Source organism: Microbulbifer maximicatervae (SeqCode) (genome assembly GCF_052467385.1).
This window is the reverse complement of record NZ_CP174311.1, coordinates 1,853,495-1,869,239: the sequence shown is the minus strand read 5'-3', so window position 1 is coordinate 1,869,239 and position 15,745 is coordinate 1,853,495. Positions and strand designations below refer to the sequence as shown.

Genomic DNA, 15,745 nt, shown 5'->3' with positions numbered 1-15,745 from the left:
AGTTACAGGGATGATATAGATGGATACGGAAACCACCAGCGCCCGCAAACTCTCTAGCGCCGTTGCTACACTTTTTGGCGCTGCCGGAATAACCTTTCTCGATTCGAAAGCCCAGTGGGAAGCAGATTATAAAGATCTACTTTCCCGTATTCAGGAGGCGCGAGAAACCGCTACTATTTCCGATAAGCTACTGGAAGACTTATGGTGGACCCGCAGCAATGGCGTCGCCACCATAAAGACAGGAGCCCTCTCACGGAAAGCGCTCGAACAATTACAACAAGAGTTTCGCAGCCTAACTTGGCAAATTTTTTCTGATGGCTCAGAAGCAACACACCGTCAGGTTGTCGATAGCTTTATTGCTTTTAAATCCCAGGGCTTGGTTATTGGCGTATTGCACTCAGTGATTAACCGGGTCTTTGCTGCCGCTCACCCCAACCAATGTACCACTGTGGTATCCCCCAATATTTTTAGACTGCTTTTAAATGAAATCCATCGGCGATGGAATATAGACCTTCCTGATGGAAAAGAGCATTGGTTGGCGAGTAATAAAGCTCTCAAGAAAATTATCAACCAGTACAAGCCGGAAACTTTTGATGATGTGCAAACCAATATTCTGATCTGGCGGCTCTACGCAGAGAACGATTCGCAAGAGAATAAGCTTATGGATGAGAAACTCCCCCTCGCTAACTTACCTATCCAGCCTCTCAACCAAATCCTGTTCGGCCCTCCCGGCACCGGCAAAACCTACAATACCACCCGCCTGGCCGTACAGATCGCCGACCCGCAGTGGTACGCCAATCAAGATGAGCCCGATAATCGCGCAGTGAGAGAGCGCTACGACGCTCTACAGGCAGAAAAGCGCATTGTCTTTACCACCTTTCACCAGAGTTTTGCCTACGAGGACTTTATTGAGGGTATCCGCGCGGAGAGTAGTGACAACGGGCAACTAAATTATTCCGTTCAGGACGGTGTATTTAAGGAGTTATGCGAGTCCGCCGATGCCAAAGTTACCCGCCAGAGCGGCGAACAGATTGACCTTAATGGCCGCCGTTTTTGGAAAATGTCCCTGGGTAATACCCTGGAAGACAACGACGATATTTATCAGGAGTGCCTGGAAAATAATTATGTCTTGTTGGGCTATGGCGAGAGTATCGATTTTTCTCGCTGTACTAGCCGCGATTCCGTGCGCAAACAGTTTGAGACGGCCAATAGCCTAGAGATTCAGCAGTCTGACTACCCCATCACTGCTGTACATAACTTCCGCAATACTCTTCGAGTTGGGGATTTGGTGGTTATTTCCGATGGCAACCGCAAGTTTCGCGCAATTGCGGAAATCACCGGCGACTACCAACGCCTGGAAACCGATGAGCGCACCGGTTACCAGCAGGCGCGCCCGGTAAAATGGCACCGGCAGTACGAACCCAGCCTACCCCGTGAGCAACTGTTTAAAAAAGCACTCTCACAAATGACACTCTACGAGCTGCGTCCTTCCACCATTGATATAGACAAACTTGCAGAGCTGTTGGCACCGCAGGATATTAGCGAGCCACAGCAAAAGCCATTAGTTTTGATTATCGACGAAATCAATCGCGGCAATATTTCGCGGATTTTTGGTGAACTGATCACCCTGCTGGAACCTGCCAAGCGCAAGGGTGCCGAGGATGCCCGCGAAGTGATACTGCCTTACTCCAAAAAAACCTTCGCCGTGCCGCCCAATGTGTACGTAATCGGCACCATGAACACCGCCGATAAATCCCTGGCTCAACTGGACCTGGCCCTGCGCCGCCGCTTTAGCTTTGTAGAAATGCCCCCCAGTCCTGAATTATTGGCAGGTACACAGGTTTACGGTATTGATATCGGTGAGTTGCTCACAAGCCTAAACCAGCGTATCGAGGCTCTGTTAGATCGAGATCACCTGATTGGCCACAGCTACTTTTTGCCTCTGTGCAGTCTCCCTTTAGAAGAGCGCGAAAGTAAACTGGCCACTATTTTCCAGCAGCAGATACTGCCGCTATTACAAGAGTATTTTTTTGATGACTGGCAGCGCATCGGCTGGGTACTTAATGACCCGGCGAAACATCCGCACAACCGCTTTATCATTGAGGGTGGCCAACAACCTTTAAACGAATTATTCCCTGCGGATATCGCCAGCCAAATCAATGAGCGGCGTTTTTCCCTCAATACAGAGGCCTTTATCCAAGCCGATGCCTATCGCGGCATACTGCCCCCAGCTACCGCCACTGCATCACCGAAGTCGCCAGCATTGGAAAAAGCCGAAAGCGAAGTAGCGGTATGATCCAGGTTCGCGAGTACGCCACTCTGCACAGCGATCAAACCAGCTTCGCCACCCTGGATAGTGCGCGGGTTTCGTCACAAACCCTGGCATGGCTGCGGGAACTGGGGCAGAGCCAAGGTAGTCGTTTTATTCGGGATAGCGGCGCCCACAGCATCCAACTGGGCAGCTATGTGGGGTTTCTGCAAAGCCCCACAGGGGAAGCCATCGAAATCCTGCCGAAAACCCACCGGCAACCACCCTCTGCCACTGAAGCGCAGCGGAGCCGGCAACTGTTGCAGAAAATGCTCGCCATCAGCCTGGGAATTACCCCCCGCAGTGCCGGCCCGGCCAATTTGCAGCAACAACCGCTGCCCCTGCACGAGTGGATTTTTTCACAGTTCTTACAAGCCCTGAGCCGGCTGTTAAAACGCGGGCTGCGCAGTGACTACCAGCGCCGGGCGGAGGAGAGCCGGTTTATTCGTGGCCGCCTTAACGTGGCCCGGCAGGCACAACAAACGCCGGACAGGGCCACCTGGTTCCATATTGAGCACGATATTTTCAGCCCTCAAATCCGTGAAAACCGCCTGCTCAAAAGCGCCCTGGAAATTACCCTGAAGCTCTGCGCCAATGCCGATAACTGGCGCTTGGCCAATAGCTTTAATCAACAAATGGCGGCGGTGCCGGCAAACCCGGTGCCACTGGCCGAACTGCCAAAATGGCGCTCGGACCGGTTGATGCAAAGCTATGAGGCGATCAAACCCTGGTGCCGTTTAATTTTACAAAACCTCAACGCCAGTTTTACCCAGGGCGAGCATCGCGGTATCGCCCTGCTTTTCCCCATGGAGCGGTTATTTGAAAATTATGTGGCGCACAGCCTGCAACAAACATTACCGCCCAGCAGCCACCTGCGCACCCAGGCAAGCAGCCAATACCTGTTAAAGCACAGGCCCGAGGGCACAGAAACCGATAACCGCTGGTTTCAACTGCGCCCGGATTTGTTGCTGGAAAGTGACACCATGGAAAAAGGTCGACCACAAGTATCCGTGATGGATACCAAGTGGAAATTATTAAATAGCCGCGCCAGCAGCAACGAGAAATACAAACTGAGCCAAGCTGATCTCTACCAGCTCTTTGCCTACGGCAACTATTACATGGATGGCCGCGGCCATATGGCCCTGATCTTTCCCGCCCACGGGGATTTTTGCCAACCCCTGCCGCGCTTTAGTTTTTCCGACAACCTACATCTTTGGGCGCTGCCTTTTAATCTGCATAGCCAACAATTGGTGGCCGGAGACTGGCAAGCGTATTTTCCCAGCTTGCTCCACAGCCCGGAAACAGAGACACTTTTATCCCAATAAAAACGGATTTCCCTTTGGAGACATGTATTACCGTGGAAATGGATTACACAGCAGTACCGAAATTCCAAGAAGAATACGCCGCAAAGATCCCCGCCCTGGCCCTGTTATGCAATCTGGGCTGGTCGTTTTTACCTCCCACCGAGGCCAACCAAGCCCGTAGTGGGCGCCAGGATCAGGTGGTGCTCACGGAGATACTGCGCCGGGAGCTGGGCAAACGGACCTTCCATTTCGCCGGTAAAGAGCAGCCGCTCTCGCAAAAATCCATCGACCACCTGATTGGCATCGTGTGCAACCCGGCGCTTAACAAAGGGCTGCTAGCAGCCAACGAAGAGCTGTACAACCACCTGCTCTACGGCATTTCGGTGACCGAGTTTGTCGATGGCAAAAAAGCTACCCCCACCATTGCCCTGATCGACTGGCACACCATCGAAAACAATCACTTTGCCTTTACCGAGGAATTCAGCGTAACCCGTGCCAGCGGCGTAGAGACCCGCCGCCCGGATATGGTGTGTTTCGTCAACGGTATTCCCCTGGTAGTGATCGAGGCCAAGCGCCCGGATGGCAAGAAAGGCCCCTCTATCGACGAGGGCATTTCCCAGAGCCTGCGCAACCAGCGCAACGATCAAATCCCGCAACTGTTCGCGTACAGCCAGTTGTTGTTGTCGGTGAACGGCGCCGAGGGCCGCTACGGCACCTGTAACACGCCGGCAAAATTCTGGGCGGCCTGGCGCGAGGAAGATATTGCCGATGGGGAAATGCTGGCGATCAAAAACCGCCCCCTTTCCAGCGAACAAATCCAAACCCTGTTTAAACAGCGCTCCCCGGCGGACCTGGACTGGTACCAGACCCTGATCGCCGGCGGCGAGCTGGCCTTAGGCGGCCAGGATCGGTTGTTAATCAGCTTGCTATCGCCCCAGCGGCTACTGGAGATGGTCCGTTACTTTACCCTGTTCGATAAAAAGGCCGGCAAAATCGTCGCCCGCTACCAGCAGGTATTCGGTATCAAACGACTGTTGGAGCGCATTGCCCAACGCGGCAATGACGGCGCGCGGGAGGGCGGTGTGATCTGGCATACCACCGGCTCCGGCAAATCCTTCACCATGGTGTTTTTAAGCAAGGCGCTGATCTTCCAGCCGAGTCTCAAACAGAGCCGCCTGGTTATTGTCACCGACCGGGTGGATCTGGAGCGCCAGCTCAGCAATACCTTTGCCAGCGGCGGGGAACTGGCGGGCAAGAAAGATAAGGAAGCGGCGATGGCCACTTCCGGCAAACGCTTGGCCCAGCAGATTGGCAGCGGCAATGAGCGCATTATCTTTTCTTTGGTGCAAAAATTTACCGGCGCCACCGCCCTGCCGGAGTGTCGCAACGACAGTGCCGACTTGATTGTGCTGATCGACGAGGGCCACCGCAGCCAGGGTGGCGAGAACCATATCCGTATGCGCCAGGCCCTGCCCAATGCCGCCTTTGTGGCCTTTACCGGCACGCCCCTATTGAAAGACGATAAGACCACCAATAAATTCGGCCCCATAGTCCACGCCTATACCATGCAGCGCGCGGTGGAGGATCGCACCGTAACCCCGCTGTTGTACGAAGAGCGCATCCCGGACCTGAATGTAAACGAACGCGCAATTGACCGCTGGTTTGAGCGCATTACGGTGGGGTTAAGTGAGGAGCAGCAGGCGGATTTAAAACGCAAGTTTGCCCGCAAAGGGGAGATTTACACCGCCGACGACCGCATTCGACTGATTGCTACCGATATCGCCACCCACTTTGTTAAAAACATCGACGCGGGCTTAAAAGGCCAGCTGGCCTGCGATAGCAAAGCCACTGCCATCCAATATAAAAAGTACCTGGATGAGGCCCAACAGCACTGGCCAGAAGCACAGAAATTTGAATCGGCGGTAGTGATCAGTGCACCGGATACCCGCGAGGGCAACGAAGCGGTGGATGAGTCCTCCATGCCGGAGGTGGTGAAGTGGTGGAAGGACAATGTGGGCTCGCAAAATGAGCAACACTACACCCAGGGAGTGATTGAGCGCTTCGATAAAGACGATACCCTGAAACTGCTGATTGTAGTGGACAAGCTGCTAACCGGATTCGATGAGCCCAAAAATACGGTGCTGTATATCGATAAACCACTCAAGGAACACAACCTGATCCAGGCGATCGCCCGGGTCAACCGGCTGCACCCGGATAAAAAGTTCGGCCTGCTAATCGATTACCGGGGCATCCTGGCAGAGCTGGATACCACCCTGCAGAAATACCAGGATCTGGCCGCGCGCACCCAGGGCGGTTACGACATCGACGATATCGCCGGGCTTTATAGCCCCATGAGCAGCGAGTACAAGCGCCTGCCCCTGCTGTATAAAAATCTTTGGGGCATTTTCGCCGGCGTAAAAAACAAGCAGGACACCGAGCAACTGCGCCAAGTAATAGTTCCAAAAATTGAACAGCGCAACGGTGAGCTAGTCGATGTGAACCTAAAAGTGCGCGAGGACTTCTACGAGGCACTCACCCACTTCACCACCTGCCTGAAAGTAGCCCTGCAATCGGCCACCTTTTTCGAAGATAAAAGCTTTAGCGATAGTGACCGCAAGCACTACAAACAGACAATTAAAGAGTTCGCCAAACTACGCCAGTGGGCGCTACAGCAAACCGAAAAGTCTGTGGACTACGACCACTACGCGGCCCAGGTTAAAAACCTGTTGGATAAGCATGTGGTGGGGGTAGAAATCTTACAGCCCGAAGGCAAATACGAAGTCAATAAAATGGGCAAGGCGGAGCGGCCTGAAGATTGGGGGGAGGACAAAACCCGCAACGAAACCGACATTATCAAAACCCGCGTGACCCGCATGATCGAGCAGGAGTTGCGCGACGATCCCTACGCCCAGGAAGCCTTCTCCAAATTACTGCTACAGGCGATTGAGGAGGCGGAAAAACTGTTCGATCACCCACACAAGCAGTACTTACTGTTCGAAGCGCTGGAAGCCCAGGTAAAAGCCCGCAACCTGGATGAAATTCCCAATGCCTTTGCCGATAATCGCCACGCCCAGGCCTACTTTGGTGTATTCAAGAAAAACCTGCCGGAGGTTTTCGCAGTAGGCGATAGCCAGGTACAGGATAAGTGGATCAAGCTGGCTTTCGAGGTGGATACGGCTGTGAACCAGGCCGTAATGGAACACTCCATCAACCCGGAAAATATCGAGTCAGAGATCAAAAAAAAGCTGACACCCAAATTATTTATGGAGTGTAAATCCATCGGCAGTGGTATGGATCAAACCAGGAAAATGGTGGAGATGATCCTACAGATCACCCGCGTTGGTTTAAGCGGAGACTAATCCCGGCATGAATGTGCCTATTACTTCCCCCCCAAATAACCCCAACTCCCGGCAACTGAGCTTTGCCTATGGGGATGAGCGCATTACTTTTGAATGCCAGCCCCGCTCCCAGGCCAAAGGGCGAGTGCTGATCAAAGTGCACCCAGACTGCCGTGTGGTGGTCAGCGCACCCGAACCTTTCGATAACGATGCCGTATTAAAAGCGGTAAAAAAGCGAGGGCGCTGGATTTACCAACAGCTGCGGGATTTCCGCAAGGCGCTGGAATATATAACGCCACGGCAATATATCAGTGGCGAGAGCCACTACTATCTGGGCAGGCAATACCTGCTAAAAGTCATTGAGTCAGAAGACACCCAGCAGCAGGTCAAATTATTGCGCGGCAAGCTGGAAGTTTCCGTGCGTAAAAAAGATCCCGAGACTGTGCGCCTGCTATTGGCCGAATGGTATAAGGCGCGCGCCAAAGAAGTTTTTCACCGCCGCCTGGACGCGCTGCTGGAGCAAACCTTGTGGGTCTCCGGGCGCCCGCCCCTGCGTACCCTGAGTATGAAAACCCAGTGGGGCAGCTGCTCGCCACAAGGGCGTATTACCCTCAACCCCCATCTGGTAAAAGCACCGCGCCAGTGCATCGATTACGTGATTTTGCACGAACTCTGCCATATCGCTGAACACAACCACAGCGAGCGGTTTTACCGTTTAATGAATCAGGTGATGCCCAAGTGGGAAGGCACGAAAAACCAGCTGGATGCTATGGCGAATTTGATTCTGGGTGATACCCTGCCTTTTTCACCTACAAGCGGATAAATTGTCTAAATTCTCTTGTAGATCGCTGTCACAGTACGGAAAGCCGACATGCAAAAATCACCCTGGGTAGAAAACGCCATCGCAAAAGCGGATGCACACTGGCAGGCATCCAAGTCCACCATTGAAGGAAAAGTATTCAGTGATGTACAGGACAACCAGGGCCTTCAGTATGTCGATATCGTGATGGAAGGTGGCGGTATGCTGGGGATCGCCCTGGTGGGATATACCTACATTTTGGAAAAGGCGGGAATTCGGTTTCGCAAAATTGCAGGAACCTCAGCGGGTGCCATCAATGCGCTCTTCTTGGCAGCGGCCGGTACACCGAGCACTGGCAAGAGCGAAAAGCTCTTGGGTATCCTGGCTAATGCGGACTTTGCCAGTTTTGAAGATGGCGAGCGCTATGCGCGCAAAACGGTACAGCGCCTGCTCAAGGGCAAAGGCTTGATGAGTAGTTTGGCATTGCACCCCTTCGATTCTATCCGCACCTTGCGGCACCTGCTCAGACATAAGGGGCTAAACCCGGGAGATACCTTTACCCAGTGGTTACAAACGGAGTTGAAACAGCTGGGCATTACCAACACCGCCCAGCTCAACCAGAGAATTAACCAGTTCCCACAACTTCTGTACCGCGGCACACCGGACCACCTGATTGGTAGCGGCGAGGTTGCACTGGTGGCAGCGGATATAACTACCGAGACCCGCGCGGTATTTCCAGCCAAGGCGCCGCTCTACTTTGATAATCCGAGCGCAGTAAACCCAGCAGAGTTCGTACGTGCCTCGATGTCGGTACCCGGCTTCTTTAAGCCCTATACTGTAAAGGGCATCCCCCAATTAAGTGAGTGCAATACTGTCGCCGAGAATTGGCGCAGCATTAAAGGCATCGGTGATCCCAAGCGATTTTTCCGCGCTGGCTTTCCCAAAGATATTGAATTTGTCGACGGCGGCCTCGTCTCCAACTTCCCTTTCGATATCTTCCATAAACCCATAGGCACCCCCAAATTGCCAACCTTTGGGATCAAGCTGGAAGTGGATCTATACCAGCCAAAATCAGATAAGGTAGGAAGGTTTGCGATGGGGCTGATCAGCACTTGTCGCAATATGCTCGACAACCATGTGCGCGCGAGCTTGAACGCGGAATACCATGCGCTGGTAAAAGAAATCCCCATCAATCCCACCGATACCGGAGAAAATCCGCACTGGCTGGATTTTTCCATGCCGGACCACCACTGCGAACACCTGTTCTTATCTGGCGTCAATGCAGCAATTGAGTTTTTGAATCAGGGATTCCACTGGGAGGATTACTTGGTGTTGCGCCAGCCGGATTCTTTCTATACCGGGGAAAAGCTGGCTTAAATGCAGGCCCGATGCGATAGTCGCAACGGGCCCAGCGCTCTTATTTAGAAAGAGCGACGACGGTAAGAGCGGTAATCTGCACGCCAGAAGTTACGCTCTAGCAAACGCTCTAAATGCTCGCGGCTGACCTTGGGCGCAACGCCATCCAATTGCGCTTGGGCAGCCACTGCCCGAGCAATATGCATGCTCACATCGCGAATATCATTCAGGTGTGGCAATAAGGCGCCTTCACCATCTTTCACCACCGGCGCCTGCTCTGCCAGGGCGTTGGATGCTGCCATCAACATACCGTCAGTCACTTTGGAAGCACCGGAAGCAATCACGCCGAGGCCAATGCCCGGGAATATGTAGACATTGTTACATTGCGCTACCGCATAGTGATGACCATCGATTTCTACCGCTGCAAAGGGGCTGCCGGTAGCCACCAGAGCCTCGCCCTTGGTCCAGCTGAATATCTCAGTTGGAGTCGCTTCAGCACGGGAAGTGGGGTTTGACAGTGGCATCACCAAAGGACGGCGATGCCCTTTATGCAGCGCTTCGATTACAGGCTGGGTAAACAGGCCCCCCTGCCCCGACACACCAATCAGGATGCTGGGCTCGACATTGCCGATCAGCGTCTCAAGGTCCCAGCTGGAAACCCCATCGTACTTGCTTGGGTCCTGGGCTAAGGCTGCCTGGAAGTCGTGCAGTCCTTTCATATCGGAAGTCACAAGCCCGTAGCGATCGAACATAAAGATCTGTTCACGAGCCTCTGCATCGGAGAGGCCAGCCTGCACTTTTGCACTGACGATTTGCTCGGCAATACCACACCCGGCTGAGCCGGCACCCACGATCGTCACCTTCTGCGCGGCGAGGGTCTCTTGCCAGGTCTTGCAGGCAGCCAGGATAGTACCCAGTGCTACAGACGCCGTGCCCTGAATATCATCATTAAAACAGCACAGGCGGTCGCGATAGCGCTCTAACAACGGCGTGGCATTGGTTTGGGCAAAGTCCTCAAACTGAACCAATACCTTGGGCCAGCGACGCTTTACCGCTTCAATAAATTGCTCCAGGAATTCATCGTACTCTTCCTGGGAAATCCGCTCATGGCGCCACCCCATATACATGGGATCATTCAGCAAAGTGCGGTTATTGGTGCCAACATCCAAGGTGACAGGCAGGGTATAAGCCGGGCTTATGCCGCCACAGGCGGTATACAGGGAGAGCTTGCCAATAGGGATACCCATGCCGCCGATACCCTGATCACCCAACCCGAGTATCCGCTCGCCATCGGTCACCACAATAACTTTGACGTTCTCTTTAGTGGCGCTGCGCAGAATATCGTCGATATATTCCCGGTCCGGATAGGAGACAAATAATCCCCGGTGGTTGCGATAAATACTGGAAAACTCTTCACAAGCTGCACCTACAGTGGGGGTGTAGATAATCGGCAGCATCTCTTCCGTATGATGTTCGATCAGATAGAAGAACAACGTCTCGTTGTCGTCCTGGATTCCCCTCAGGTAGATATGTTTTTCCAAGCCAGTCTTACACTGCTGGAATTGGAGGTAAGCGCGCTTGGCTTGCTCTTCAATCGTCTCAACGGTATTCGGCAGAAGACCGACCAAATTAAACTCGAGACGCTCTTCCAAGCTAAATGCGCTGCCTTTATTGAGCAGTGGTATTTCCAGTAGGGAGGGGCCTGCGTGGGGGATGTAAAGTGGACGCTTTTCGTTGTTACTCATATGCCTGCTTTTGCCTATCGCCCGAAGCGATGATTATTGCGTAGCCATATTTCAATATGACTGAATTAGCCAACCATGTTCTTGAAGTTGCATAAATGTGCTAACTCAACTTGAGCCGAAGACTATCTATTGTGCCGATAGATAACAAGGCCCCCGGTGTGGCCCAATTCGCGAATAAACAGAGTCGCTCAACTATGCTAGCTGTAATTTATCTTCTCTTCGCAACGAATTCTTTTAAGTTAAAAAGCGATCCGACACATTCAGGAAATGGAGCCGCCATCGATGCACAAGAGCAAAGCTGGATTAACCCTGCTCCTCTTTATTCTTGTACTCAGCCTTTATAGTTGCAGTAAAAAGCCCGACGGAGATAAAAATACAAATTCAAACGCCCGACAGACAGAGGACGCCACTCCAGAAAAACAACGGCCGCTCACGGCGATGGCACCGGAGATAGAAGCGGAGCTGGAAGCCCAACGGGACAGCAATAAACGCATCGCTCGCAATGTCTATTTTGGCGATACACATGTCCATACTGGCTGGTCGGTAGATGCGGGGTTGGATGGCGCAATTCTTACTCCAGATGACGCCTATCGATTTGCCCTGGGAGAAACTGTTACCTCCAACAGCGGACTGAAAGCCAAGCTCAGCCGCCCTTACGACTGGTTCATGATCACCGATCATTCAGACGGTATGGGAGTTATCAGCGAGATCGTCGATGGCAATCCGGAAATGATGTCCAATGCCACCTTGAAAAAATGGCGCGAGGCATTAATTTCAGGCAGTGAAGAAGCGACCAATGAAGCAAAAAGTGAAGTCATCGTGCTCCAATCAGAAGGCAAACTGCCCGAGCAGGTAATGGACCCCAAATGGATGAAATCCGCCTGGGAAAAAACTGTTGAAGCCGCAGAGAAATATTACAAACCCGGAGAGTTTTCTACCTTTATCGCCTTTGAGTGGACAGTTAACGCCGATGGTGGCGACAACCTGCACCGCAATATTATTTTTCGTGATGGCGCAGACCGCACTAAGACCCTGCTCCCCCTAACCACCTTTGATACCGAGAACCCGGTAAAACTCTGGGAGTGGATGAAAGCCTACGAAGACAAAACCGGCGGCCGGGTACTCGCCATTCCCCACAACGGCAATATGTCTAATGGCCGTATGTTTATCGAGCGGCAGTTTGATGGCTCCGAACTCACTCCGGAGTGGGCACAAATGCGCGCCCGTTATGAACCCCTCTACGAGCTGGTACAGGTAAAGGGACAAAGTGAGTCCCATCCTGCCCTCTCCCCGGAAGATGAATTTGCCAACTGGGATCTGTGGGATAGAGGCAACCTGATCTTAAAGCCCAAGCCCCCCGGTGCCCTGCAATACGAGTACTGGAGGGAGGCACTCAAGTCTGGCCTACGCCTGGAAGAGAAGCTGGGCACCAACCCTTTCGTGCTAGGCGCAAACGCAGCCACCGACACCCATACCGGACTTTCGACACCGGATCAGGGCAACTTCTTTGGCAAGTTCAAGACCCTGGAACCCAGCAACAAGGAGCGCTGGGCATTTCCCCTGCTCAAGGGGGTTGGTGGAGAGTACTTCGGCTGGGAACAAGCTGCCTCAGGCGTTACGGGAGTCTGGGCCAACGAGAATACCCGGGAGGCAATATGGGATGCGATGTACCGCAAGGAGACTTTCGCCACCACAGGCCCCCGGATCTCAGTTCGCTTCTTTGGAGGCTATGACTATAACGATGAGGATATTCACGGTGATCTGGTCGCCAATGGCTATAAAAAAGGCGTGCCGATGGGCGGGAAACTACCTCAAGCCAGTGAGGGACAGGCACCGACATTCCTTATCGCAGCACTGAAAGACCCTGAGGGCGCCAACCTGGACCGTATTCAAATCATCAAGGGCTGGCTGGATAGCAGCGGACTCACCCGGGAGAAGATCTTTAATGTGAAGTGGTCTGGAAGCCGTAAACTGGATACCGAGGGAAAACTACCCCCGGTTGGGACTACTGTGGATATGAAGACGGCGGAATACACCAACTCCATCGGCTCCCCTCAGCTAATCGCGGTATTCAAAGATCCCGACTTTAACCCCAAGGAAAGAGCCGTCTATTACCTGCGCGCCCTGGAGATACCCACACCCCGATGGACTCTATTTGACAAGGTACGCTTCGGTATTGAAATGGATGAAAAAGTACCCCTTACCCAGCAGGGACGAGCATTCAGCTCGCCAATTTGGTATTCACCCTAGAGTTAAGGAGCCTCTGAATAACTCCGTGATACCTCTGGCTTTCAGAGCGGTTCACAATCAAGGCGCGGCTTCGCAGGAATGTCTAGACCTTTCAAGAAGTCGCAACGCGGAGTGTGAATCGCTCTGCAAGCCCCGAAGGGCGGGCCTTGAAGGCCGCACCTGCTGCGTTGCAGCTCTTGTAAAGGGCTACGGCCATTCGCGGCGAGCTGCGCCTAACATCTGCAGCCTTCAAGACTCGCAGAGGCATTACGGAGTTATTCAGAGGCTCCTTAAATAGCCCGTATATATACGCGATTCAACTACTTGATGGATATGGCAATCTGAACCTCGTTTCCATCCACATACTGCTCAAAATCTGTGGTGAAAGCTCGCTGATGGGGGCAATCCTCCGCAGCGAAATAACTCCAAACCTCGCCCCACAAATCAATTGCGACCTGAGGCATTTCCCCTTTAGCGGAAAACATCAGGTATTTGCCGGGCAGTATTTGAATCGACTTGAAATCCTCAGACATATCCTTCGATAACATATCTGAACATGCATACACATCAAAAAAGCCGGTATGGTCAGATTCGTAGTTGGAGTAAACACCAAATACTTTAGGGTTGCCCCTTAATTTGGGGGCCGCCTCTGCGCCGAACCTATCCCACATTGGCGTTATCTTTGCTGTTTTTGGGTCAGACTCATTGGCGTTCTTAGTGCGGGTATAAAAACCCACTAATTCCAGGCCTTCTAATTCTCTAACTTCCATTTCTATGGACCAATTATTTAGTTATTCGTAGAGTGCCGAATACTATAACAGCTCTCCGGGAACTGGCCAGGCGCATACGGTCACAAGAAATCACAAGTACCTTTTCAAGCTGACTTTACGGATTTCTGCCTTACCTCTGAAGGGGGGTACCCATACATCGATTTATAAAGCTGGGTAAAATAAGATTGACTTGAGAATCCGCTCTCCAGAGCTATATCGACTAAACGCTTATTGGTAGTCTTCAACTGAATATCAGCATGTTGTAACCTACGTTCGTTAATCCAAGCCTTTGGTGACTCAGCTTTAAAGACTTGGCCAAACTTATTCTTGAATGATGTAAGACTCATCCCAATCTGTTTAGCATAATTTGCTACAGACCAGTGCTGAGTAGCATTTTCCTCCATAAATCGACGGAAACGCTCGTTCACCGGATTAACATGCCGAAGCAGCTCGTCAGCTAAGCGACAACCGCAAGCACCCTTCAGCTTTAAGAGAAGTAATTCTTCCAGCTTTAAATAATTCAAACTCTCATCATTTAACTTGCTAAATGCACTCAGTGAGTCCAGAGTAAAGCGTGTGAGATCACACTCTGGAAAAACAAAAGGCACACTTTTGGGGAGCGTTGTCACGCTGGATGCAAGGGCATTCTTTGCTTTAATCAGTACGCGAGTGTGTCGCTCATAAAATCGTGTCAGCATGACCGGGCTGATACTCGCACAGATGATTATTAGGTCTTCTCCCTCAGACAAATTATCAACTGAAACATGGCTCATTTCACCCGATAACCAGATCTCCCCCGAAGCCATAGGGAATTCGCAAGCATCACTATTGATATCAGCAACACCTGAAATCACCATTGTCAGATTAAAATCTGAAGAAAACCCAATTGAAACATTTCCATTTGGTGAAACAAGTATCTTTTGAAACCGAAACAAGTCACCTAAATACTGACTTTCAAATAAGACATTTTGCCTTATGTGAGCGTCCAAATCCTTTTGGCGAGGGGCAATCATGGAATTCACCACTAAATTTACTTCTTCTGTATCTTTACGCTTCACCTGACTCAGCTGAAGCCAAGCTCCAATCACGACACTTTTGTTTCCACTGTGCTCAGGGAGCACTCATCAAGAGATCCGTGCACGGGGTGCGTGGTCACCAAGGGGGAGACAAAGCCGCTTTCGAGTTCAGTCATTAAAACTCACAATCGTTGAATTGAGCGTTTGAAGAATCATTTGAAAGGCGGATACAGTAAAACTATTTGCAGGACTAAAGTGCCACCCCCTTTGGGAAGGGCAACTTTATTAGCCAGGATAAGGGGGAAGTCTCGTAAATTAACCTATAAACAGGAGCATACAATCCTGCACTACATAGCGGGCCCTTCCGAAAAATTCAATTATTCTTCATGCGCGACATAGCAAGTAGACACCCCAATGCACCCTTTACATTTATTTACACTACCTTAAACGGAACAAGAAGAGTCTCTGAGAGTGAGGGATTGTGAGGTTTAAGCATCGCCTATTCTATTAGAAACAGTGTCATCATATGAAAATTACTGACTTAAAAACTCTAAGTATTCACTAGTAGCTCGGCAATGAGAGACCTCAGGTATTTGGCAAAAGATATCTAAAACAGGCCCCATAACCATCTACTGGCTTTGTAAATTATGGAAAACCCAAACAATTTGCCTGATTAAGCCCCTCACTCTGGTGTAATCACCCAAAACCGCTAGGTAATCACAAAGATACTGCCGGGTAATGCAGCTGTTAACTTAACTATCTTTAAACTTAATAAACATTTGATTTGTACCAGGTATGATTTTTTTCTAAAATGTGAGAAGATAGCTTTTAACAATATCCCTCGGCTCGTCATGACGGACTCTGCACCAAATAGGTGCCA

General features: G+C 51.5%; 9 protein-coding genes. 6 read left to right on the top strand and 3 right to left on the bottom strand.

Translation table 11 applies throughout. From position 1 onward, the window contains the following. Positions 1-19: 19 nt before the first annotated feature. From ACJJIR_RS08075 to ACJJIR_RS08055, 5 genes are read left to right on the top strand one after another with little or no spacing between them, the layout of a single operon-like run. Complete coding sequence (locus ACJJIR_RS08075) at positions 20-2,296, top strand: DUF8426 domain-containing protein (protein ID WP_444907944.1); 2,277 nt, start codon at positions 20-22, stop codon at positions 2,294-2,296. Further along, complete coding sequence (locus ACJJIR_RS08070) at positions 2,293-3,633, top strand: McrC family protein (RefSeq protein ID WP_444907943.1); 1,341 nt, start codon at positions 2,293-2,295, stop codon at positions 3,631-3,633. Before ACJJIR_RS08075 ends, ACJJIR_RS08070 begins: the two co-directional genes overlap by 4 nt. A gap of 38 nt (positions 3,634-3,671) precedes the next feature. Next, a complete protein-coding gene (locus tag ACJJIR_RS08065) occupies positions 3,672-6,971 on the top strand; it encodes a type I restriction endonuclease subunit R (RefSeq protein ID WP_444908412.1) in 3,300 nt (1,099 codons plus the stop codon). Positions 6,972-6,978: 7 nt separating this feature from the next. Further along, positions 6,979-7,773, top strand: coding sequence for a M48 family metallopeptidase (locus tag ACJJIR_RS08060; RefSeq protein WP_444907942.1), 795 nt, complete (start codon positions 6,979-6,981; stop codon positions 7,771-7,773). A 48-nt stretch (positions 7,774-7,821) separates the two neighbouring features. Beyond that, positions 7,822-9,126, top strand: coding sequence for a patatin-like phospholipase family protein (locus ACJJIR_RS08055; protein WP_444893513.1), 1,305 nt, complete (start codon positions 7,822-7,824; stop codon positions 9,124-9,126). Between the two features lie 44 nt (positions 9,127-9,170). Here the strand turns inward: ACJJIR_RS08055 and ACJJIR_RS08050 are convergent, their stop codons facing one another. Continuing rightward, entirely contained in the window at positions 9,171-10,850 is a 1,680-nt protein-coding gene (locus ACJJIR_RS08050) for an NAD-dependent malic enzyme (RefSeq protein ID WP_444907941.1), read from the bottom strand. Positions 10,851-11,132: 282 nt separating this feature from the next. Between ACJJIR_RS08050 and ACJJIR_RS08045 the strand changes: the two genes are divergently transcribed. Beyond that, entirely contained in the window at positions 11,133-13,100 is a 1,968-nt protein-coding gene (locus ACJJIR_RS08045) for a DUF3604 domain-containing protein (protein ID WP_444907940.1), read from the top strand. A 299-nt stretch (positions 13,101-13,399) separates the two neighbouring features. Here the strand turns inward: ACJJIR_RS08045 and ACJJIR_RS08040 are convergent, their stop codons facing one another. Next, positions 13,400-13,849: a GyrI-like domain-containing protein gene (locus tag ACJJIR_RS08040; protein WP_444907939.1), complete on the bottom strand. Its 450-nt coding sequence runs from the start codon at positions 13,847-13,849 to the stop codon at positions 13,400-13,402. Between the two features lie 104 nt (positions 13,850-13,953). Then, positions 13,954-14,907, bottom strand: a complete 954-nt coding sequence (locus ACJJIR_RS08035; RefSeq protein ID WP_444907938.1) for a helix-turn-helix transcriptional regulator — start codon at positions 14,905-14,907, stop codon at positions 13,954-13,956. Between the last annotated feature and the right edge of the window lie 838 nt (positions 14,908-15,745).

Bases quoted from the DNA above. Each gene is read 5' to 3' on its own strand.
- ACJJIR_RS08075 (WP_444907944.1), top strand. From the start codon at position 20: ATGGATACGGAAACCACCAGCGCCCGCAAACTCTCTAGCGCCGTTGCT.
- ACJJIR_RS08070 (WP_444907943.1), top strand. From the start codon at position 2,293: ATGATCCAGGTTCGCGAGTACGCCACTCTGCACAGCGATCAAACCAGC.
- ACJJIR_RS08065 (WP_444908412.1), top strand. From the start codon at position 3,672: ATGGATTACACAGCAGTACCGAAATTCCAAGAAGAATACGCCGCAAAG.
- ACJJIR_RS08060 (WP_444907942.1), top strand. From the start codon at position 6,979: ATGAATGTGCCTATTACTTCCCCCCCAAATAACCCCAACTCCCGGCAA.
- ACJJIR_RS08055 (WP_444893513.1), top strand. From the start codon at position 7,822: ATGCAAAAATCACCCTGGGTAGAAAACGCCATCGCAAAAGCGGATGCA.
- ACJJIR_RS08050 (WP_444907941.1), bottom strand. From the start codon at position 10,850: ATGAGTAACAACGAAAAGCGTCCACTTTACATCCCCCACGCAGGCCCC.
- ACJJIR_RS08045 (WP_444907940.1), top strand. From the start codon at position 11,133: ATGCACAAGAGCAAAGCTGGATTAACCCTGCTCCTCTTTATTCTTGTA.
- ACJJIR_RS08040 (WP_444907939.1), bottom strand. From the start codon at position 13,849: ATGGAAGTTAGAGAATTAGAAGGCCTGGAATTAGTGGGTTTTTATACC.